Source organism: Microvirga sp. 3-52 (genome assembly GCF_018383585.1).
Taxonomy (GTDB): Bacteria; Pseudomonadota; Alphaproteobacteria; order Rhizobiales; family Beijerinckiaceae; genus Microvirga.
This window is the reverse complement of the sequence record NZ_JAHAMK010000033.1, coordinates 42,161-61,468: the sequence shown is the minus strand read 5'-3', so window position 1 is coordinate 61,468 and position 19,308 is coordinate 42,161. Positions and strand designations below refer to the sequence as shown.

Annotated in this window: 24 protein-coding genes; 14 read left to right on the top strand and 10 right to left on the bottom strand. The window is 61.5% G+C overall.

What is annotated here, in order from left to right; genetic code table 11:
- Positions 1-361: 361 nt before the first annotated feature.
- Positions 362-2,734: a PAS domain S-box protein gene (locus tag KHP60_RS20530; protein ID WP_213566162.1), complete on the top strand. Its 2,373-nt coding sequence runs from the start codon at positions 362-364 to the stop codon at positions 2,732-2,734.
- Between the two features lie 185 nt (positions 2,735-2,919).
- Here the strand turns inward: KHP60_RS20530 and KHP60_RS20525 are convergent, their stop codons facing one another.
- Positions 2,920-3,768, bottom strand: coding sequence for a methionyl-tRNA formyltransferase (locus tag KHP60_RS20525; RefSeq protein ID WP_213566161.1), 849 nt, complete (start codon positions 3,766-3,768; stop codon positions 2,920-2,922).
- Positions 3,769-4,052: 284 nt separating this feature from the next.
- Between KHP60_RS20525 and KHP60_RS20520 the strand changes: the two genes are divergently transcribed.
- Complete coding sequence (locus KHP60_RS20520; protein WP_213566160.1) at positions 4,053-4,322, top strand: usg protein; 270 nt, start codon at positions 4,053-4,055, stop codon at positions 4,320-4,322.
- Positions 4,323-4,518: 196 nt separating this feature from the next.
- The gene (locus tag KHP60_RS20515; RefSeq protein WP_213566159.1) at positions 4,519-5,115 is read left to right on the top strand and encodes an exopolysaccharide biosynthesis protein; all 597 of its coding nucleotides are present in this window, start codon (positions 4,519-4,521) and stop codon (positions 5,113-5,115) included.
- A gap of 78 nt (positions 5,116-5,193) precedes the next feature.
- Here the strand turns inward: KHP60_RS20515 and KHP60_RS20510 are convergent, their stop codons facing one another.
- The 3 genes from KHP60_RS20510 to map form a co-directional block, all read right to left on the bottom strand.
- Positions 5,194-5,664, bottom strand: a complete 471-nt coding sequence (locus KHP60_RS20510) for a PRC-barrel domain-containing protein (protein ID WP_213566158.1) — start codon at positions 5,662-5,664, stop codon at positions 5,194-5,196.
- 72 nt (positions 5,665-5,736) lie between these two features.
- Positions 5,737-6,423: a RadC family protein gene (gene radC / locus KHP60_RS20505; protein WP_213566157.1), complete on the bottom strand. Its 687-nt coding sequence runs from the start codon at positions 6,421-6,423 to the stop codon at positions 5,737-5,739.
- 92 nt (positions 6,424-6,515) lie between these two features.
- Positions 6,516-7,337, bottom strand: a complete 822-nt coding sequence (gene map, locus KHP60_RS20500; protein WP_213566156.1) for a type I methionyl aminopeptidase — start codon at positions 7,335-7,337, stop codon at positions 6,516-6,518.
- Positions 7,338-7,482: 145 nt separating this feature from the next.
- Between map and KHP60_RS20495 the strand changes: the two genes are divergently transcribed.
- Positions 7,483-8,310 carry an FkbM family methyltransferase gene (locus KHP60_RS20495; RefSeq protein WP_213566155.1) on the top strand — a complete coding sequence of 276 codons (828 nt, stop codon included), beginning with the start codon at positions 7,483-7,485 and terminating at the stop codon, positions 8,308-8,310.
- 201 nt (positions 8,311-8,511) lie between these two features.
- Here KHP60_RS20495 and sfsA read toward each other — a convergent pair whose 3' ends face one another.
- A complete protein-coding gene (gene sfsA, locus KHP60_RS20490; RefSeq protein WP_213566154.1) occupies positions 8,512-9,231 on the bottom strand; it encodes a DNA/RNA nuclease SfsA in 720 nt (239 codons plus the stop codon).
- Between the two features lie 121 nt (positions 9,232-9,352).
- Between sfsA and KHP60_RS20485 the strand changes: the two genes are divergently transcribed.
- The 6 genes from KHP60_RS20485 (at position 9,353) to KHP60_RS20455 (ending at position 14,649) form a co-directional block, all read left to right on the top strand.
- Complete coding sequence (locus KHP60_RS20485; protein WP_213566153.1) at positions 9,353-10,099, top strand: molybdopterin-binding protein; 747 nt, start codon at positions 9,353-9,355, stop codon at positions 10,097-10,099.
- A gap of 42 nt (positions 10,100-10,141) precedes the next feature.
- On the top strand, positions 10,142-10,648 hold the full coding sequence (gene gpt / locus KHP60_RS20480; RefSeq protein WP_213566152.1) for a xanthine phosphoribosyltransferase: 507 nt from the start codon (positions 10,142-10,144) through the stop codon (positions 10,646-10,648).
- 18 nt (positions 10,649-10,666) lie between these two features.
- The gene (locus tag KHP60_RS20475; protein WP_213566151.1) at positions 10,667-12,223 is read left to right on the top strand and encodes an AMP-binding protein; all 1,557 of its coding nucleotides are present in this window, start codon (positions 10,667-10,669) and stop codon (positions 12,221-12,223) included.
- 121 nt (positions 12,224-12,344) lie between these two features.
- Positions 12,345-12,635, top strand: coding sequence for a hypothetical protein (locus KHP60_RS20470; protein WP_213566150.1), 291 nt, complete (start codon positions 12,345-12,347; stop codon positions 12,633-12,635).
- 301 nt (positions 12,636-12,936) lie between these two features.
- The gene (locus KHP60_RS20460) at positions 12,937-14,229 is read left to right on the top strand and encodes a porin (RefSeq protein WP_409366306.1); all 1,293 of its coding nucleotides are present in this window, start codon (positions 12,937-12,939) and stop codon (positions 14,227-14,229) included.
- 141 nt (positions 14,230-14,370) lie between these two features.
- Positions 14,371-14,649 (top strand): hypothetical protein, encoded by a 279-nt coding sequence (locus KHP60_RS20455; protein ID WP_213566149.1) that lies wholly within the window; start codon positions 14,371-14,373, stop codon positions 14,647-14,649.
- Between the two features lie 242 nt (positions 14,650-14,891).
- Here the strand turns inward: KHP60_RS20455 and KHP60_RS20450 are convergent, their stop codons facing one another.
- Positions 14,892-15,041, bottom strand: a complete 150-nt coding sequence (locus KHP60_RS20450; protein WP_213566148.1) for a hypothetical protein — start codon at positions 15,039-15,041, stop codon at positions 14,892-14,894.
- Positions 15,042-15,156: 115 nt separating this feature from the next.
- Complete coding sequence (locus tag KHP60_RS20445; protein WP_213566147.1) at positions 15,157-15,345, bottom strand: hypothetical protein; 189 nt, start codon at positions 15,343-15,345, stop codon at positions 15,157-15,159.
- 431 nt (positions 15,346-15,776) lie between these two features.
- On the opposite strand from KHP60_RS20445, the gene KHP60_RS20440 reads away from it, so the two are divergent.
- Together KHP60_RS20440 and KHP60_RS20435 are read left to right on the top strand one after the other, a co-directional pair.
- Positions 15,777-16,172, top strand: coding sequence for a response regulator (locus tag KHP60_RS20440; RefSeq protein ID WP_213566146.1), 396 nt, complete (start codon positions 15,777-15,779; stop codon positions 16,170-16,172).
- A gap of 111 nt (positions 16,173-16,283) precedes the next feature.
- Entirely contained in the window at positions 16,284-16,643 is a 360-nt protein-coding gene (locus KHP60_RS20435) for a hypothetical protein (protein WP_213566145.1), read from the top strand.
- A gap of 39 nt (positions 16,644-16,682) precedes the next feature.
- Here KHP60_RS20435 and KHP60_RS20430 read toward each other — a convergent pair whose 3' ends face one another.
- Positions 16,683-16,907 carry a NepR family anti-sigma factor gene (locus tag KHP60_RS20430; protein WP_213566144.1) on the bottom strand — a complete coding sequence of 75 codons (225 nt, stop codon included), beginning with the start codon at positions 16,905-16,907 and terminating at the stop codon, positions 16,683-16,685.
- Between the two features lie 251 nt (positions 16,908-17,158).
- Between KHP60_RS20430 and KHP60_RS20425 the strand changes: the two genes are divergently transcribed.
- Positions 17,159-17,326: a hypothetical protein gene (locus KHP60_RS20425; protein ID WP_213566143.1), complete on the top strand. Its 168-nt coding sequence runs from the start codon at positions 17,159-17,161 to the stop codon at positions 17,324-17,326.
- Positions 17,327-17,430: 104 nt separating this feature from the next.
- Positions 17,431-17,811: a hypothetical protein gene (locus KHP60_RS20420; protein WP_213566142.1), complete on the top strand. Its 381-nt coding sequence runs from the start codon at positions 17,431-17,433 to the stop codon at positions 17,809-17,811.
- Between the two features lie 39 nt (positions 17,812-17,850).
- On the opposite strand, the gene KHP60_RS20415 is transcribed toward KHP60_RS20420, so the two are convergent.
- A complete protein-coding gene (locus KHP60_RS20415) occupies positions 17,851-18,165 on the bottom strand; it encodes a hypothetical protein (RefSeq protein ID WP_213566141.1) in 315 nt (104 codons plus the stop codon).
- A gap of 585 nt (positions 18,166-18,750) precedes the next feature.
- On the bottom strand, positions 18,751-19,014 hold the full coding sequence (locus KHP60_RS20410; protein WP_213566140.1) for a hypothetical protein: 264 nt from the start codon (positions 19,012-19,014) through the stop codon (positions 18,751-18,753).
- Positions 19,015-19,308 lie beyond the last annotated feature (294 nt).

The window sequence follows — 19,308 nt, the reverse complement described above, 5'->3', positions numbered from 1 at the left end:
GTCTCGAAGACCTGGGGGCATTGGCCTTCGTGAGAGATTAATGCCGCTAGGGGAGGTTGGTTCCCGCCCGCGCCGAAAACCTGGTTAGGGTGCAAGCGGCGGCAGGTTCGAAATCCTGCATCTGCATACAGGTCTGCGGCGGGAAGGAGACCCGTTTCTGGCAATCCGGCGATACCTTGATCGCCCACCTCGTGGCCTTATGTGTTCCGGTTGCATCGGACACAATCCGCCGAGCCAAGAGGCAGGAGATGTTTGCAGGCCCGAACAGAGTCATCCTTGTCCTGGCATCAAACGCCGGACACCGGACTTGCTTCCGCCAGACCATCGAAGCGGCCCGCACCTGCCATCAGGCGCTCGTCTCATGAACGACATTGCCTTGAAGGGGGCGTCCCCTCGGCCTTCGGGATTCCAGGAGGATAAGGGCGCGCAGGCTCAGCGAGCCTCCCGGTGGCCTTCGATCGGCGGCGAGATGGCAGAGCGCATTCGCACCCATGACTGGGCCACGACATCGCTGGGGCCGCTCCAGGCTTGGCCGCAGAGCCTGAGGACCATGGTCGATCTCATGCTGGCCTCACAGCAGCCGGTCTATTTGGCCTGGGGGCCTGAGCTGACGTCGCTTTACAACGACGGCTACATGCCGATCCTCGGAATCAAACATCCGGCGGCGCTTGGAAAGCCCTATCCAGAGCTGTGGCCCGAAATCTGGGACGAATATCGCCCGATCGTTGCGGCAACCATGGCAGGAGAGGCGCAGTTTTTCATCGATCGCCCGGTGGCCCTGGCAGGCCGCCCAGACCGGCCCATGAGCTGGTTCAGCTTCTCCTGGACGCCGGTCAGAGATGAAGAAGGCAGCATCGTCGGCTTCTATTGCGCCGCGACTGAAACAACGGACAAAGTCCTTACCCAAGATGCTCTGCGCGCGAGCAAGGAGGCTACGCTTCACGAGACAGGGACACGCCATCGCGCCCTCTTCGAGGCGCTCGATCAGGGGTTCTGCATCGTCGAGATGGTCTTCGACGAACAGAACCGCCCGGTCGATTATGTGTTCGTCGAGGTCAATCCGATCTTCGAGGAGCAGACAGGGCTGCGCGATGCCGCTGGCAAAAGCATGCGCTCCTTCCATCCCGAGCACGAGCATCACTGGTTCGACATCTACGGCCGCGTGGCGCTGACCGGGGATTCGGAGCGGTTCGAATATGAGGCGGCAGCCCTGGGGCGCTGGTACGACGTCTTCGCCTCCCGGATCGGCAATCCAGAGCGGCGGCGCGTCGCGATCCTGTTCGATGACATCACCGAGCGTAAGCTGGCCGAGGATGCCCGCCGTGAAAGCGAGGAGCGGCTCAGGCAGGTCCAGGAGGCTGCAAGGATCGGCAGCTTCGAATTCGACCGAAGGACCAACAAGGCCGTCGCATCGCCGGAATACCTGGAATTATACGGGCTCCCTGAAAACCTCTCCGGCTTCTTCTCTTACGAGGATTGGATTGCCCTTGTGCATCCGGAGGACCGGGCGCGGATCGAGGCGGAAACGCGGGCCGCCGTCGCCGATCATTCCCGTCATCAGCTCGACTATGAATTCCGAATCTTTCGCGCCGATACCGGCGAGATGCGTTGGATCACCGCCCGGACCAAGCTCATCCGCGGTGCCGGAGGACGCTTCGTGCGTTCGCTCGGCGCTCAATGGGACATAACGGCCGAGAAAGACGCACAGGCAGCCTTACGGGAGAGCGAGCAGCGCTATCGTTCCTTCATCGCGCACAGCACCGAAGGCATCTGGCTTCTGGAGTTCGATCCTCCCCTCGACACGTCCCTGCCTGTCGAGGAGCAGGTCGAGCTTGCCTACCGCAACGGGCGCTTCGTGGAGTGCAATTACGCCATGGCCGAAATGTACGGCCTCGCGCGGGCCGAGGATCTGATCGGCAGGACACTGGATTTCTCGTTGCCGTCGTCGGATCCCGAGGCAAGGGCTTACCTTGCCGAGGTCATCCTGTCCGGCTACAGCGTGGCCGGCGTGGAGTCGGTCGAGCAGGACGCCTCTGGAAACCGCAAGCACTTCGATAACAGCATGGCGGGCATCGTCGAGGACGGTCAGCTGAAACGGCTCTGGGGGATCCAGCGCGATATCACCGACCGCAAGCAGGCGGAAGAACAGCGCACCCTTCTGATCCACGAGCTGAATCATCGGGTGAAGAACACCCTCGCCACCGTCCAGTCCATAGCCTCGCAGACCCTGCGCAATGCACTGACCATGGAGGATGCGAAGCAAGCTCTCGAAGGGCGGCTGATTGCCCTCGCGCGCGCTCATGACGTGCTGACGAAAGAGAGCTGGGAGGGAGCCGAGCTCAAGGACATCGTCGGCCAGACCGTCGCCCCCTACACAAGTCGAGGTGAGAACCGCCTGCATGTGAGCGGTCCCGAGGTCCGCCTGCCACCCCGCATGGCCCTTGCCCTGGCCATAGCGCTCCAGGAACTCGCCACCAATGCGGTGAAGTACGGCGCATTGGCGAATGCCACGGGCGAGATCAGGATCACCTGGGATGTCGAACCGGCCCTTCCCAAGCCGCGCCTGCGCTTGCGGTGGGAGGAGGGCGGTGGCCCGCCCGTCCAGACGCCGACACGCCGGGGCTTCGGCTCCCGGCTGATCGAGCGGAGCCTGTCCCAGGAGCTCAACGGGATTGCGCGCATCGAATTTCGCCCCACCGGCATCGTCTGCACCGTGGATGCTCCGCTGGCATAGGATGGAGCAGAGCGGGACGCGGACAGGCCGGGAACCTTCCGGCCCCCATGGTCCTTGAAACGCAGACATTCTTTCAAGGAAACCCGATGTTCAAGCTTATCAGAAACCTCTTCATCCTTCGCCAGGCCTGGAAGCTGGTGAAGCGTCGACGTTAACTCGCGGCAGCTTCCCCTCCAGCGTGGACGCTACTTTCCTCTGACCGGACCCGGAGCATACGGGCTCCAGCCCGTGACCTGGATAAAGCCGTCCTGCGCGGCGACGACCATGTGCTTGCGGTGCCTGTGGACGAGGGTGCCGGGACGGTAGTGGTGTGGCTCCTCCCAGCCGGTGGCTTCCCACACATAGACATAGCGGGAATCGATTTGGGCGAAGGCCTCGATGGAGCCGAAGGCGCGGATGGTGCGCAACACATCCCGGATGGCTCCGGTCCAGTCGACGGTCCGCTGCACCTGCGTGATCCGGGGCCAATAGGTTCCCGGGCCCTGGGGTCTCGCCTCGGCCCAAAGCCGGGGAAGATCGTCGGCCAATTGCACGGAAATCTCCTTGGCGGCGATCTGGCACTTGGCCAGCAGCGTGTCGTGCGTCTCCGCGCCGCTCAGGGAAAACCGCCTCTGGGTCACAATGGCGCCCGTGTCGAAGGCGGGTTCGATCACATGGGCCGTCATCCCCCATTCGGGAAGACGGTCCAGGATGGCCTGAAAGAGCGGATAGGGTCCGCGGCCTATCGGGAGCGGCGATGGGTGGAAGTTGACTGCATAGGGCAGATGCCGCTCCCAGCCGGTGATCAGCCAGGGATAGCCCGCCACCACCAGGGCCTCGCAACCTATGGCTTTCAAGCCGGCCAGATCGGCCGGGAGGATCCGCGACATCTGGATCGGCAGCCTCAAGGCGCGGGCGCGGGCGACCGTCACGTCGTTGAAATCGTAGATGCCGTCGCAGGGGCGGCTGAAGAGTTTGACCGGCTCCCAGCCCCTGGTGAGCAGCGTCTCGAAAACATCTCCGAGAAAATCGATTCCCGCGAAGGCAAAGCGCATTCCCGGTGATCTCCTTGTCCGATGTTTCCGTTCAGGGTCGCTTCTAGCGCAACGTACGGAAAAGTGGCCCCGGTTTCCCGTGCCCAACGATCCGCCGCTTAAGAGGTTGCTCCGATGCTCCGGGCAATGAACGCAAGATCGCGTGGATGTGCAAGTCCTTCGACTTGCCGGAACTTCGATGCGCACTCAAGATTTAGCCTTGAGCATAGGGCAGGAAACCGCCTGTGCCGTTGGGGCGGACACCTGTCTGAAGGGCTCGCTGGAGCTTGAGAGAAGGAGTTCGCATGGTATCCAACGACTTCATCCGCCAGATGGAAGGCTACGGGCTGACAACCGCCAAGATCCTCTACCGCATGCCGGACCACCCTACCTTCCTGCAGACTTATATCTGGCAGGAATACGATCTGGCTCCCCGCTTTCCCGTCCTCATCGACTTTCTCGATTTCTGGAAGCGCGAGCTCGCCGGGCCCTTACATTCGGTCACGATTACCCATGCGCAATTGATCAGGCCCGCGGAGTTCCGGGCCATCGAGGGGGAAATCAACATTCACTGAGGCACCTCGGGCATCGGACCCGAAAGTGGATGTGCACTTTTGGGATCCACCCAATGCCGCCTTTTGGTGAGCACACCGCTGAAAGCCGTAAACCGGATCCATTTTTCCGCACGATGTGCTAGCCCCGGAGCCTTGGCCCCGGACCTTAAGTCAGGTAGAGAGGCGCCCTGAGCATTCCCGAACCTACCAGGGCTCCTTGTTTTCCAACGCGCGCACCTCTCAAATCCTGCTCGCTCTTGCCTCCCAGCCAGGCGAGCGCCTGACCGTGCGTGAGATCATGGCGGTGCTCCAGGACAGGGCCTTCGCCCTCCTGATCGTCCTGCTCGGCCTGCCGAATTGTCTTCCCATGCCGCCGCCGATCCCTCTGGTGTGCGGTCTGCTCCTGGCGCTCGTCGCCATCCAGATCGTCTTCGGTCGGGAAGCGCCTTGGTTGCCGCGTCAGCTCATGAACCGGTCGGTCGCCCGCACCGATGTCGAGCGCGCGGTCGGACGCGCCATCCCGGTCTTCCGCCGGCTGGAGCGCTTCTCCCGCCCGCGCATGACTTATCTCGACACGCCCCTGACCATGCGTCTCATGGGCGCAGTCATCCTGATCCTGTCTCTGGGCCTGCTCTTCGCGCCGCCGTTCGTGGGGCAGATTCCCTTAGGGCTCGCCGTGTGTCTGGTTGGCTTGGGCCTCGTCGAGCGCGATGGCCTGGTGGTCGTCGGAGGCTTGGTCCTCGGCTCCATCGGCCTCACCCTGAGCCTCGGCTTCGTCTACGCGATTTTCACCGGGATCGAGACGCTGATCTAGAGAGCCGCGGCCGTCACTCCGGGTTCGGCTCGCACGAGCCGCCCGGAATGACGCCGGGGTGATCTCCCGGGGCTAATTTCAGTCGTTGTCGTCGTCGAACTCAGGTGCGGATTTGAGCTGGTCCACGGGGGTGGTCACGACAATCCGCATGTCGTCATCCCGCGCAGCGGACGAGCCGCCCGTCTGACCCGAGCCCTGGACAGAGCCTGTCGTCGTCGCATCGGCGGCATTCATCTGAACCGCCCCGAGGGGCAGGGCCACCGTACGGTCACCAAGACCCTCATCCACCTCGATAACGACCGCCACAACACGGCCGTTGCGGTCCAGCACGAGATCCTCGACATCGCCGATGTCCTTGTTGTCGGCGCCAGCGACGTCCCCATCCATGATCTTGGAGGCGAGCATCTGGCCCGGTTCCAGCCTTGTCATGAAGGTCCCTGAAGCCGGGGCACTCGACTGCGGAACTGGCGCGGGCGAGGTCTGGGCCATGGCGGCAGAGGTCAGCAGGGCGGAGCCGAGCAGGCCGGCCGTGATCAAAGTCTTCCTCATAGGTTCGATCTCCCAATCGCGTTTTCGGTAGGAGCGTAACGCAGCGGGAGTGGCTTGGTTCTGAGGCCAAGCTCAGATCAGCTTCAGGCCCTTCAGGCTGGCGTGACCTTCGCGGCCGACGATGATGTGGTCATGGACGGTGATCCCGAGCGGCTTGGCGATGTCGATGATGTCGCGGGTCATCTTGACGTCGGCGGAGGATGGCGTCGGGTCGCCTGAAGGGTGGTTGTGCACCAGGATCAGCGCTGACGCCGAGAGTTCGAGAGCCCGCTTGATCACCTCGCGGGGATAGACCGGCGTGTGATCGACCGTGCCCGATTGCTGCACCTCGTCGGCGATCAGCGCGTTGCGTTTGTCGAGAAAGAGCAGCCGAAACTGCTCCTTGTCCATGAACGCCATGGCGGCCCGGCAATAGTCGATGACGGATGTCCAGGAGGACAGAACCGGCCGTTTGGCCACTTCGCCCCTGGCGAGCCGGCGGGCGGAGGCTTCCATGATCTTCAGATCGGTGACCACGCTCTCGCCGATGCCGTCCACCTCCATGAGCCGGCCGGGGGAGGCGGCCAGCACCTCGGCGAAGGTGCCGAAGCGCTTCAGGAGTTCCTTGGCGATGGGCTTCACGTCCCGGCGCGGGATGGAGCGGAAGAGGACGAGTTCCAGCAGTTCGTAATCCGGCAGCGCATCGCCGCCTACCTCCATGAAGCGGGCGCGCAGCCGGTCGCGATGGCCGTGATAATGGGGAGTCTCGTCGCCGCTCATGCCCACCCGTCGCTGTTGCCGAGCGAGGCCCAGGATAGTTCCCGGAGCCTCAGTGTTACTTTGTAGGCTTGAAGCGATGCGGCAGGCTAGTGTCAAGCTGCGGCGTAAGGGGGCTTGTCCAGACCCTTCGGCGAGAAGGTGAAGACCTCGACGCCGGTTTCGGTCACGCCGACCGTGTGCTCGAACTGGGCAGAGAGCGAGCGGTCGCGGGTCACGGCGGTCCAGCCGTCAGAGAGCACTTTCACCTGGGGCCGGCCCAGATTGATCATCGGCTCAATGGTGAAGAGCATGCCGGGCTTCAGCTCCACGTTATAGGCCGGCTCCACGTAATGGAGGATCGTCGGCGAATCGTGGAACACGCGGCCAAGGCCATGGCCGCAGAAATCCCGCACCACCGAGCACCGCTCGGCCTCGGCATAGGATTGGATGGCTGCCCCGATATCGTTGGTGGTCGCCCCAGGCTTGACCACGGCGATGCCGCGCAGGAGGCACTCATAGGTGATCTCGCAGAGCCGCTGCGCCCGCCGCGGCACCTCGCCCACATAATACATCCGGCTCGAATCCCCGTGCCACCCGTCAAGGATCAGGGTCACGTCGATATTCATGATGTCCCCATCCCGCAGGGGCTTGTCGTTGGGGATGCCGTGGCAGACCACATGGTTGATCGAGGTGCAGATCGTCTTCGTGTAGCCGCGATAATGCAGGCAGGCCGGGTAGGCGCCATGGTCGCGGATGAAGTCGAAGGCGAGTTTGTCCAGGAATTCCGTCGTGACGCCGGGCTTCACGTAATCGGTGAGCATGTCGAGGCACTCGGCCGTCAGGCGGCACACGCGCCGCATGGCCTCGAAGGCCTCCGGCCCGTGGAGCGGGATTTCGGCGGCGCGCTTGCGCTCCACAACATCGGTTTCGGTCATGCTCAATCCTTGAATCTTATGCCGGGAATGTAAGGATCGCCGCGCGCGACGCAAGCAAAGACCTTATGCCCCGCTTGCGATTGGAGCCCGAGGGTGTCATGAGCAACCCTGTTCATCCCATTCGTCGGCTGTGGATTCCCGCTTAATGAACGATTCTCGCCCTTTCGGCGATTTTGCGCCTTCAGGACTCGCCCGCTGGGTGATCGACCGCACGCGCGGGCTGCCCGAGGGGTGGGCAGGCCGCCGGCTGGCCCTGATGCTGCGCCGCCTGGCGATGAAGACCCTGAAGGGGCTGCCGCTCGACCTGGAGACCTTCGGCGTCCGCATGCGGCTCTATCCTTACAGGAACGTCTGCGAGCGGCGCATCCTGTTCACGCCCCAGTACTTCGACACCGATGAGCTCAAGATCCTGACGTCCCGTATCGCGGATGGCTTCACGTTCATCGACGTCGGCTCGAATGTCGGCTGGTATGCCCTCTCCGTCGCGCGGGAGGCGGGAGCCGTTCCGACGCGGATCCTGGCCGTGGAGCCGCAGCCGGAGATTTTCGACCGCCTGATCTACAACATCCGCCAGAACCCGTCCTGCACCATCAAGGCGGTCGACTGCGCGGTGGCGGACAAAACCGGCGAGCTCACCCTGTTTCTCGACCCTCTCAACCGGGGTGAGGCGAGCCTGAAGATCGTGAATTCGAGCCAGACGGATGCGATCCGCGTCCCGGCCGTCACCCTGCTCGATCTCCTAAGCCGCGAGGGCCTGACCCGCATCGACGCGCTCAAGCTCGATGTTGAAGGGGCCGAGGACCTGGTGCTCGATCCGTTCTTCCGGGATGCGCCCGCCTCCCTCTACCCAGGGCTCTTCATCGTCGCCAACGTGCCCGAGCGCTGGCAGATCGATGTGGTGAAGCTCCTGAAGGGCAGGGGCTATCGGCAGATCCTCGAAACCAAGATGAATCTGGTCTTCGAGCGGGGCTGAAAGTCCGACCCAAATCGGCACTCGCCGGGTTCGCATCCCTTCGTCATCACCGGCCTCGTGCCGGTGATCCCGATGGCTTGAAGCGCAGCGCTTTTGTTAATCGAGATGGCCGGCACGAGGCCGGCCATGACGGCGGGTAGTGCATGACGAGCCAGCCTCTCAGGATGAGGGTCGTGGTTTTGAGCCAGCTGTTGAGTCGTTCTATCGCGGCGTCACGATTTCGACCGGCCGGTCGATCACCACCTCCTCCGGAGTGATGCGGCAGACATAGGCATAGGATTCGACGCCGGCCGCCAAGGCGTGCCGGAAGGCCTTGTCGTAGGCGGGGTCGATGTCGCGGGCCACGTCGAACCGGTTCGCATCCATCTGGATGACATAGACCAGGGCGGCTCTCGCGCCCACCGCGGCCATGTCGGCCAGCTCGTAGAGGTGCTTGGCGCTGCGGGCCGCGACGCAATCCGGGAACTCGGCAAAGCCCGCTTGGCGCATCAGGTGGGAGTTCTTCACCTCCAGGTAGCAGGGCGGCTCGCCATCCTTCTCGAGCAGGAAGTCGACCCGGCTGTTCCTGCCGTACTTCACTTCCGGCCTGACCCGGTCGTACCGGGCGAAGGGGGCGAGACGGCCATCCCGCAGGGCTTCGGCGACCAGGAGGTTGGGGCGCGACGTGTTGATGCCGATGAGCTGGAGGGGCCCGCCGCCGGCCGCGACCTCCACGAACTCCCAATTGTATTTTAGCTTGCGGTTCGGGTTCGTCGCCCTGGAGAGAAAGACCCGGCTGCCGGGTTCCTTCAGACCCATCATGGCTCCGGGATTGGCGCAATGGGCCGTGACCACCTCGCCCGTCTCGAGTTCGATATCCGCGAGAAATCGCTTGTAACGCTCGATGAGGCGGCCCTCGAGCAGGGTTTCCTGAAAACGCATCAGATTCCAACGCTTGAACGAAAAAATCCCTGGTAGCAGGGGAGAAGGCGGGGGTTCAACTGAACCCTTGCTTGAGAATTGCCGTTTCTGACGCTAAAGGCCCCTAAAAGGATCGCTGCGTATGGCCATCTCCGTCACAGCCGCCCTCCTCATCATCGGCGATGAGATCCTCACCGGGCGCACCAAGGACAAGAATATCGGCTACATCGCCGAGTACCTGACCGGGATCGGCATCGACCTGCGCGAGGTCCGGGTCGTGCCGGACGTGGAGGAAGAGATCGTGGCGGCGGTCAATGCCCTGCGCGGCCGCTATACCTATCTCTTCACCACCGGCGGCATCGGTCCGACGCATGACGATATCACCGCCGATTGCATCGCCAAGGCGTTCGGCGTCGGGATCGACAATGATCTGAGGGCGGTCGCCATGCTGCGGGAGCGCTATACGCCGGATGAATTGAACGAGGCCCGCCTGCGCATGGCCCGAATCCCTGAGGGGGCCGATCTCATCGAGAATCCTATCTCCAAGGCTCCCGGCTTCCGGATCGGCAACGTCTTCGTCATGGCGGGCGTGCCCTCCATCATGCAGGCCATGCTCGACATCATCGCGCCGTCGCTCCAGACCGGCGCCCGCATGATCATCGAGACCATCGAGGCCGAGGGGCTGGCCGAAGGCATCTATGCCGAGGGCTTGGGCCAGATCGCCTCGTCGAATGAGAGTGTGTCCATCGGGTCCTATCCCTCGTTCTCGACAAGCGGCTTCCGCAACCAGATCGTCGTGCGGGGCAAGGACCCGGAGGCGGTCGCAAGGGCTGCCGCCGCCATTCGTGAGCTTCTCGGTCGCCTCAAGGGCGACCGGGCGCCCCTTTAAGAATTATCGTCACCACCACAAAAGCCGTAGAAGAGCAAAACGATGTCCCCGACCTCCCCCAAAGCCTTCCCTGTCTCCTGGGACCAGTTCCACCGCGATTGTCGGGCTCTGGCCTGGCGTCTGGCTTCGGCCGGTCCCTTCGAGGCGATCGTCTGCATCACCCGCGGCGGTCTCGTGCCGGCTGCCATCGTGGCCCGCGAGCTCGATGTCCGGCTCATCGAGAGCGTCTGCATCGCCAGCTACCACGACTACAAGAACCAGGGCGAGCTGCAGATGCTCAAGGACATCGCACCTGCCATCAAGGCCCTGGGCGATGGGACGGGCAAGGGCGTTCTCGTAATCGACGACCTGACCGATACGGGCAAGACCGCCAAGATCGTGCGAGACATGCTCCCCAACGCGCATTTCGCCGCAGTCTATGCCAAGCCTGCCGGACGGCCCCTGATCGACACCTTCGTGACGGAAGTGAGCCAGGATACCTGGATCTATTTCCCCTGGGATATGGGCCTCGCCTATCAGGCCCCGATCCGGGAAGGCTCGGCGGGTTAACAGAGCCAAGGAGCGCCCGTGGCGGAGTTCGATATCGCGCGGACGCGCAACAGCCTCTTCGGCGCTCTCCTCGAAGCGAGGGATCGGTTCGGCCGGAACAAGGTCGCCCTCGAGGACCTCGAACGCCAGCCCATCACCTTCGGCCGCCTTGTCCTGGGTTCGCTCGTTCTCGGCCGCAAGCTGGCGAGCCTGACGGATCGGCGCGAGCCCATCGGCGTGCTGCTGCCGAACGTTCAGGCCATCGCCGTCACTCTGTTCGGGCTCAATGCATTCGGGCGAGTTCCGGCCTTCCTGAACTTCACGGCCGGTCTCAAGAACCTGAATGCGGCGTGCGAACTGGCCGGGAGCAAAACCATTGTGACGTCCCGCCGCTTCGTCGAGCAGGGCAAGCTCGATGACATCGTCGCAGCCCTGGGGGAGGGGCGGCGGATCCTGTGGCTCGAGGACGTTCGTGCGGGGCTGACGAGCCTCGACAAGTTGCGCGGGCTGATCGATTCCTGGATGGCGCGGCGCGTTCATGCCCGAGCCAAGGTCGAACCGGACGATCCCGCCGTTGTGCTCTTCACGTCAGGTTCGGAAGGCACACCGAAAGGCGTGGTGCTCTCGAACGCCAACCTGATCGCCAATGCCTATCAGGTCAAAGCGCTTGCGGGCGAGGTGCTGCAACCAGATGACGTGTTTTTCAACCCCCTGCCGATCTTTCATTCCTTCGGTTTGACCGCAGGGCTCCTGACGGCGGTTCTCAACGGCATGAAGTCGGTGCTCTATCCGAGCCCGCTCCATTACCGGCAGATCCCGAAGCTCGTCGCCGGCACCCGCGCCACGATCATGCTCGCGACGGACACCTTTCTGCAGGGCTACGCCCGTGCCGCAGGCGACGATGATCTGGCGAGCGTCCGCTACGTTATTGCGGGCGCCGAGCGGGTGAAGGACGAGACACGCAGGCTCTGGGCCAAGCACGGCACCGTGGTCCTGGAAGGCTACGGAGCCACCGAATGCTCGCCGGTCATCGCCGTCAGCCTGCCCGATCGCAACAGGCCCGGATCGGTCGGGCCGATTCTCCCAGGGATCGAGTGGCGCCTCGATCCAGTCGAAGGAATCCATGAAGGCGGGCGCCTGCACGTGCGCGGCCCGAACGTGATGAAGGGATACCTCGATCCGAAGGCTCCGGCCGGCATCCTTCCTCCCGTGGACGGTTGGCACGACACCGGTGACATCGTCACCGTCGACGACAGGATCGTCACCATTCGAGGGCGGGCGAAGCGCTTCGCAAAGGTCGGCGGCGAGATGGTGTCGCTGGCAGCCATCGAGGCGACCGTTCAGGGCCTGTGGCCCGACGACAGCCATGTGGTCGTGGCCATTCCCGACCCGCGCAAGGGCGAGCAGATCATCCTCATCACCGACAAGGCGGATGCGGACAGGGATGTGCTGCTGGCTCATGCCAAAGCCCAAGGCTTTCCCGAGCTTTGGATGCCCCGCTCGATCCTCGTATCGGGAATTCCGGTGCTGGGCTCGGGAAAGACCGATTATGCCGCCGCCGTTGAGCTGGCGCGGCGTCTGCAGCCGATGCTCTAGGCCTGAACTCTCGTTTCTTTGAAGAAAAACCTCGAGCTTCGCGCGTAACCGAACTCGCCTTTCCACGTTGTCATGCGGGAAATGTGCTCCCTGCAGGTGTGTCTGTTTGAAGGGTTCGACGATGGGAAGACTAGCTCTTGTTCTGGTGGCATTAGCATCGGCTTCGAGCGCCCTGGCCCAGTCTCGACCTATGACGCCCAGCATGACCTGCAATCAGGCACGCGGGACCGTGTTTGCGCGCGGCGCCGTGGTCCTTGGTACGGGCACCTACACCTACGATCGCTATGTTCGGGATCGCAGCTTCTGTGAATTCAATGAATCGATCGAGCCCAGCTTCGTGCCGACGCGGGATACGCCCCAATGCCCTGTGGGATATGTCTGCCGCGACGCCGATTACTTTCTCGACGACTGAGATTGACGGCAGCCTGTCGGCACTCCCGGACCGGGCTGAATGTGAATGCCTGCCTGTCGATACGTCAGGCGAACATGGTTTGACTTCAGATTGTTGAAATTTTGTCACAGAGGCTCAGATTATCATTTGCCTCTGGCCGAAATGCTTATGTTTTCAGCAGATTGCACGACCGGTGGGCGGATCGAACGCTTCTGTCAGTTGCGTTGAAGTCCGCCATGATTATGGTCACGTTTGTACATGGGTCATGGACTCAGGCATTTTTGGAGAAAACCATGAAGCTCGCTAAGAGCCTCTTCCTTGGATCGGTCGCGGGTCTTGCGGCTGTTGCAGGGGCACAGGCCGCCGATCTCCCCGCGAAGAAGGCCGCTGCTGTCGAATACGTTCGCGTCTGCTCCACCTACGGCGCAGGCTTCTTCTACATCCCCGGCACCGAAACCTGCCTCCGCGTCGGCGGCCGTGTTCGCGCCGAGTTCCNCCCGCGAAGAAGGCCGCTGCTGTCGAATACGTTCGCGTCTGCTCCACCTACGGCGCAGGCTTCTTCTACATCCCCGGCACCGAAACCTGCCTCCGCGTCGGCGGCCGTGTTCGCGCCGAGTTCCAGTATCTTGAGCCGACCGATCGTGAAGATGATGCTATCGGCTTCCGTGCTCGTGGCCGTCTGAATATCGACGCCCGCACCGCTACCGCTTACGGTCTGCTCCGCACCTTCGTGCGTTTCGAGATGACCCGCGACACGGGCGTTTACGGCTTCAGCTCCACCTCGGCCAATGTCGACCAGGCCTTCGTGCAGTTCGGCGGCCTCACCGCCGGTCGTACGATCTCGTTCTTCATGAACAGCGACCTACCGAACGATAACTGGGGCACGCTCCGCTTCTATGACGCTCCGACCGTGAACGTGTTCGCCTACACCTTCTCCTTCGGCAACGGCTTCTCGGCTACGCTAGCGGCCGAAGAGGGCACCTATGCCACGAGCCTCTTCGACGAGGCTGGCCAGACGATGCCCGACGTCGTCGCCAACCTGAAATACGCCGGCACCTGGGGTTCGGCTCAGCTCGGCGGTGCCGTGCACCAGCTACGCAGCGACACCCTGTTCGGCACTGAATACCCGGACACCACGCTCGGCTGGGCTGTCACGGCTCAGGGCTACGTCAACCTGCCGATGCTTGCCGAGGGCGACGCCCTTTGGCTTGCAGCAACCTATGCTGACGGCGCTCTCGGCTATCTCGGCTTCGACCCGGATGTCGGAGTTGGTCGGGCTTCCAGCACGGTCGTCGACGCTTACATCGGCGCTGACGGCGACATCGATACAGGCCGCGGCTGGTCCATTGCCGGTGGCATCAACCACTACTGGACCCCGACCATCCGCCAGAGCGTGTTCGGTTCGTATGCTCGCGTAGAGTATAGCGCCAACGCTCCTGCCCTGGCCAACGACTTCAACGAGTGGCGCGCCGGTTCGAACGTGGTCTGGTCGCCGGTTTCGGGTCTCGATATCGGTGTGGAGGTTCTCTATTCCAACCTCGACCCGCGCGGCATCGTCGGCAACGATGATGACGACGCATGGGAAGGCCGCCTGCGCGTTCAGCGCGACTTCTAATCGACTCGTCCTGATCGGATCGGAAAACCCCGGTGGCAACACCGGGGTTTTTCTTTGGGTGTTCGACCGGCACATTGCCGTTACGGAAATACTGCCTATAAGCCGACAGGAGATTGTCCAGTTTCAAAAGGAATGGGGTCGATGGTGTTCAAAGCCTTCAGAAAACTGGCTTCTGCTGCGATCCTTACGGTGGGGCTGACCGGATGCGTGGGCGCCGCCGGCGTTTCCACCTGGGAATACCAGGCCGGGCCCGGCTATGAGACGGAGCGCGTCTATGATGGCCGCATCCAGGCGGATACGCGCCAGGGTTTCACGCGCGAGGCCTGCACGACCGTATCGAGAAGACAGATTGGCTCAGCCGGGGGTGTGGCCGGCGCGGATGTGACCGACTGCGCTTCCAATGAGCCCAATGCACCCTGACCGAAGGAACGAAGGCTCACCTTGACCGTTGGCATGGGGTCAATTCCACCGTCAGGAGAGCATCATCATGAACAACATCATCTGGCTCATCGGAGCGATCGTAGTCGTCCTCGCGATCTTGTCGTTCCTCGGGTTGCGCTAGTCCGTTCTATGAACCTGCAGGGCCGCTTATCAGGTAAAGCGCCCTGCAGTTCCTCATACCTCTGGGAAACCTGTTGCGACAGGGTTGTCGGTGAAGAGACCTATTCCATCAGAACCATGACGACCGACGCGACGTTCAGGACGGCCAGTGCGCCGAGCAATGTCGGAAACCAAGGAATTCCGGGCCGCCATGCGACTCGATCACAGGCTGCTTCGGTGCGAGATTCGAGATGAGAATCCTTGATGGCCATACCTCATCTTCTCCGTGACCTGACCTTACGTTAATCGCACGCCACCATGGACCTCGAGGCCACCACGCGACGTGTGCTTTCACACATGGTGCGGCCCCTGCATTTATCTTTGCTTTCAGTGCCGGGTGGCGCTCTTCTGAATTTGGAGAAGCTGGCCCTCGATGGCACGCATCCGGGTCATGAGGCGATCGAGTTCCGTTAAAAGATGCCTCTCGTCCTGTTTGGCCTTCTCGACGAGATCCGGCGAGGAACCGTGGCGAATGCGCTGAAGGGCATCGGCGAGTTGCCGATCCAGAAGCCGCATGTGGTGCTCCAGATCCAAGAACTCTTGGTGAAGCTGGGTCTCCTTGAACACGGCAGGGATCTCACGTGAGAACGGTCGGTTCTAAGCTTAAGCTACAGCGCCGAGGCGTGTTCCTCCAGGGCTAAAAAAGACGTGCGGGCAAATTTCTTAACGGCCAAGCTGAAACGCACGACCGTATTCACCGTTCTGTGATGAGGGCTTCACCCGATGGTCGCACCACCGGGAAATACAGAATTTGTAAACAGCCTCGAAATGAAGCGTTCCGAGTAGCTGCGTGGCAGAAGGCAGCTTCATATCGCGTTTCGCTTCATCGCGCCGACCACCCGCTTTGAGTTTCCGGGCCGGTCTTCCCAGTGATCACAGAGTCTCAAGGGTCGTTGCGCGGCAAAGGACCCCAAGAACAGCAGCCGGATAATAGAGGAGATGGCCGGATGGGACAGAGGATTGAGCCTTATCGCGTAGCTCTGATCGTCGAAGACGATTTCGAAGTCAGAGGCTTGGCGGCAGCTCTCCTTGAGGAGACCGACCTCAAGGTCGTAGAAACATCCAGCGCGGAAGAAGCTCTGGATTATCTGCGGCTGCATTCCGAGGATGTGGCCTTTCTGTTTGCCGATGTCCGTCTTCCCTGCCTGATGGATGGCCTGGATCTGGTTCGCACCGTGCGCCTGAAATGGCCGTGGGTTCGAACTGTACTGACCTCGGGCAAGCCGCTTGATCAGCAGGAAGGCGATGTCCCCCGGGACGTTCGGTTCCTGCAGAAACCCTGGAGAGCACTCGAAGTCCTTATGGAAGCTGAGAGAGCCGCTCAAGCCTATCGACGGAACTGACACAGGAGCGCGCAGGCACCTCGGGACTCGGCCCTTGCGACCTATCCGGCGGAGACGTGGAACCTTGGCGTTCGCCAGGAATTGGCGTCAGCAGTTTGAAAGGATTGACTGATGCCGCATTCGTCCGTTGCCACAGGCAGGTTCCCGTCGCGCAAGGAGGCTAACCAGGCCGTTCAGCGCCTGGTGTCGGGTGGATTCGCCCGCAACAGCATTTCTCTCCACCCGCATAAGGACGACGAGGGATATGATCTGGAAATCCATGCCCGCCGCGAAAATCTGAGGCGCGCGGAGCGCCTGATCCACGATTCCGCGCCCTTGTACGTCGTTCGGGAGAAAGCGTCCGAGGTGGCGCACGCCGCTAGGTCGTACCCACTGGTTCTGCTCGGTGCGGGGGTCCTTGCCGGGTTCCTGATCTACAACCTCATTCCGCGTGAGTCCGCATCCCGCCAGGAAAACCGTCGCAGGCGCTGACGTCGTCGTTGCTGGAGCAGGGGAGGAGCCAACCGGCTCCTAGAGATTGCCGTCCTCTTCGGGGTGGCGGGTTCGCTCCAACCGCTCCAGCAACTGCTTGATGCTATCGGGAGCGGGTTCTTTCAGAAGATTCTGATAATTTTGCTGCAATTGCCGGCCGAGATCTTTCAAGAGGTCGGACTGACCGGACGCAGTCGGGCTGTTGGAGCTGACGCTCCAACTTCTATGGCCGCCTGCGACATAAGGATGGAGCCGCTTTGGCATTCATATCCTCCTTCGGTTGCTCATCCTTGAGCCTGAGAACGGGTAAAGCCCGAATGAGTTGCAGCTAAGTTTCTGAAAAAGAAGTATTTTTTACTTTCGGGAAGTTTGGTGCGTGCGAAGAGACCACTTTCCTCTGTAGACAGCTGCAGCGTGGAGACCCCGCTACAAAGAATGAGGCGACCGCCGGTCGCATTGGATTCATCCCAACACTGCGCCAAAGCTCGACCTTAACGACGAAGGCGGCTGGGTTCATGCGTGAAGTTCTCATAGTCTATCTGTTCGGTGTGATCCTGCTGTTGGCGGTATCAACCATGATCAATGGCGAGGAAGAGATCGGCCTCGACCACATTCTGATCGCCGGCTTCGGTTGGCCGATCCTGACGCCGATCCTGGCCTTGCGAGCCTGGATCAGCCGCTGAGAGGCGCTTCCTTGGCTGGCATCGCTGGCGCTCATTTCCCTATGTCATCTTTGTTGCTAGTCTGAACCGCAACGTTTTCGGATGAGCCAATGCCTAGAGTGATCTTGTCCGCTGTGTTCCTCCTGGCTGGGCTCGGCCCGATCCAGGCTCAGACGAGCTGCTATCCGCGCATTGGGGCTTTTAGCGGCCAATATGAGGGCCAATGCCCCAACTCCAATCTCAAATGGACGGCGGTCGAGAATACGATCGGGGCATATGGACGAAACTGCAGCGACGAGCCGTGGTCTTATAACCGAACGGAGAAGACGTTCTACAATCCCAAGGCCAACGAGAGTTTTGCCATGCAGGATTGCTATGCAGCGAGCCGTGATCAGCATGCGAGCAATCCGAAAGCGAGCATCGGCACCGATATGGTTCGCCGCTTTCACGAGAGCAAAATTCAACGTCCCGGGGCGCCGGCTGATCAAGCGGCCGCGAACCGCTGAAACCGGTTCAGGTCAGGCAAGGGAGCGTTGAGCGCCAGTTCAATTGCGGGATGTGATGTTGCGGTTCGCACAACGATAGCCGATCGGACATTGAGCCGCGTCTGCCGTCGGGACCCACACAGGTTCGGTCGTCTCGCCCAGAACGCAGTAGCCATTGCCTCTCACGAATCTCTCATAAGTGAGAGGGCTCGTATTGAGGATGATGGATCCTTGCGCGACAACCACGCCCCGTGCCTGAGCGCAGGACATTCTCGAGGTGAGAGGATGGCTTTGCGCCAGAGCATCCGCACGCGAGCCGATGAATGCCACGCAGGCAAGCAGGGCGAGTTGACGGAAGATTGAGCCGGGTGTCATCGTTCATCTCCTGGAGTGAGTGGATCTCAAGCGGCTCTCGCTATCTAGCGGAATTGGCTCGCATGCGATGCGAGCCTGCACATCGGATGCACTCATTGGCGAACCCTGCATCTGGTTTCTGCGCAGATGATCATTCGCACAGGCTCGGACAGGAACTACGTGATCTGAAAAACAGTGGAGGTCATTCTCCATCCTGTCGCGAGTTTCGCAGAGGCTGTCTGCCCGGATGCGCCCCAGCCATCGGAATTATGGTGCAGCACACCCTCATCGCGATCGTAGATGACGCGGTCCGTCGCATCCTCCGCTGTTCCACGAACGGCCCGCGCTTCACCGGAACGGAAAGGCGCATCTGCATTCCCGTGTTATGCGGTACCGTTCACGATCACGACGGTCATGATCCGTAAGGATACGTGAATTGACCATCATGCCTGACGGAGGGACACTGATCGGGTGGCCGACAGCATTGGTTGCTCCCTCTGAGAAACTGAGGCCCCTTTCGGGGCCTCTTTTATCAGCTCGATCTCTCGACGAGAGCGGGAGCATCGAACTAATCCAAAAATGCAATCCGCTTTTGAATCCGATACTCTAGGCCCTGAGGCTCTCCAGAAGCTTCTGGTAGGGCTCGCGGCGCTCCCGATACTTCAAGAGCAGTTGCCTCTCGATGTATCGTTTTTGCTCGACTTCAATATCGCTCCGGTCAAGACTGAGGATGTCCTCTCCATACTGGAAGTCTATGTTGGTCAGCGTTCTCGCTACCCAAAGAATCTTGAGGTCGTTCTCTGTTATCATGTTTCCATGAGCGCCATTCATGGTGCGCTGCCGCGGCAGAGCGTCTTTGGCGACTGGCATGTGTCCCCCTCCAGCCTTCTGAGTCCATGAGGGAATAATATCGTTCCGGCATGTTCATCGGCAACGAGTGCGGTCTAAGCTTGCGGGTTAAGGACTTGGCTCCAAGTTAGTAATCCCAAGGAGGTGGAAGCTGCCGGCCTCATTTTTTCGAACGAGACCTCGCGATTCCCGGATCATGTCTCTCGCGAGGTCAGTGCGGTCCAAACCTGAAAATCCTTAACACAAGCTTTATCCGCCGAGGCCCTTAGGGAGTAATACGTACTCCTTAATGGCTAGATTGGTGGGTTCCTCTCT

Bases quoted from the DNA above. Each gene is read 5' to 3' on its own strand.
- KHP60_RS20470 (WP_213566150.1), top strand. From the start codon at position 12,345: ATGGGAAGACTAGCTCTTGTTCTGGTGGCATTAGCATCGGCTTCGAGC.
- KHP60_RS20455 (WP_213566149.1), top strand. From the start codon at position 14,371: ATGGTGTTCAAAGCCTTCAGAAAACTGGCTTCTGCTGCGATCCTTACG.
- map (WP_213566156.1), bottom strand. From the start codon at position 7,337: ATGACCGAAACCGATGTTGTGGAGCGCAAGCGCGCCGCCGAAATCCCG.
- KHP60_RS20510 (WP_213566158.1), bottom strand. From the start codon at position 5,664: ATGAGGAAGACTTTGATCACGGCCGGCCTGCTCGGCTCCGCCCTGCTG.
- KHP60_RS20520 (WP_213566160.1), top strand. From the start codon at position 4,053: ATGGTATCCAACGACTTCATCCGCCAGATGGAAGGCTACGGGCTGACA.
- KHP60_RS20430 (WP_213566144.1), bottom strand. From the start codon at position 16,907: ATGCCAAAGCGGCTCCATCCTTATGTCGCAGGCGGCCATAGAAGTTGG.
- KHP60_RS20435 (WP_213566145.1), top strand. From the start codon at position 16,284: ATGCCGCATTCGTCCGTTGCCACAGGCAGGTTCCCGTCGCGCAAGGAG.
- KHP60_RS20440 (WP_213566146.1), top strand. From the start codon at position 15,777: ATGGGACAGAGGATTGAGCCTTATCGCGTAGCTCTGATCGTCGAAGAC.
- KHP60_RS20525 (WP_213566161.1), bottom strand. From the start codon at position 3,768: ATGCGCTTTGCCTTCGCGGGAATCGATTTTCTCGGAGATGTTTTCGAG.
- radC (WP_213566157.1), bottom strand. From the start codon at position 6,423: ATGAGCGGCGACGAGACTCCCCATTATCACGGCCATCGCGACCGGCTG.
- KHP60_RS20445 (WP_213566147.1), bottom strand. From the start codon at position 15,345: ATGCGGCTTCTGGATCGGCAACTCGCCGATGCCCTTCAGCGCATTCGC.
- KHP60_RS20450 (WP_213566148.1), bottom strand. From the start codon at position 15,041: ATGGCCATCAAGGATTCTCATCTCGAATCTCGCACCGAAGCAGCCTGT.
- KHP60_RS20410 (WP_213566140.1), bottom strand. From the start codon at position 19,014: ATGCCAGTCGCCAAAGACGCTCTGCCGCGGCAGCGCACCATGAATGGC.
- gpt (WP_213566152.1), top strand. From the start codon at position 10,142: ATGTCCCCGACCTCCCCCAAAGCCTTCCCTGTCTCCTGGGACCAGTTC.
- KHP60_RS20425 (WP_213566143.1), top strand. From the start codon at position 17,159: ATGCGTGAAGTTCTCATAGTCTATCTGTTCGGTGTGATCCTGCTGTTG.
- KHP60_RS20530 (WP_213566162.1), top strand. From the start codon at position 362: ATGAACGACATTGCCTTGAAGGGGGCGTCCCCTCGGCCTTCGGGATTC.
- sfsA (WP_213566154.1), bottom strand. From the start codon at position 9,231: ATGCGTTTTCAGGAAACCCTGCTCGAGGGCCGCCTCATCGAGCGTTAC.
- KHP60_RS20415 (WP_213566141.1), bottom strand. From the start codon at position 18,165: ATGACACCCGGCTCAATCTTCCGTCAACTCGCCCTGCTTGCCTGCGTG.
- KHP60_RS20485 (WP_213566153.1), top strand. From the start codon at position 9,353: ATGGCCATCTCCGTCACAGCCGCCCTCCTCATCATCGGCGATGAGATC.
- KHP60_RS20495 (WP_213566155.1), top strand. From the start codon at position 7,483: ATGAACGATTCTCGCCCTTTCGGCGATTTTGCGCCTTCAGGACTCGCC.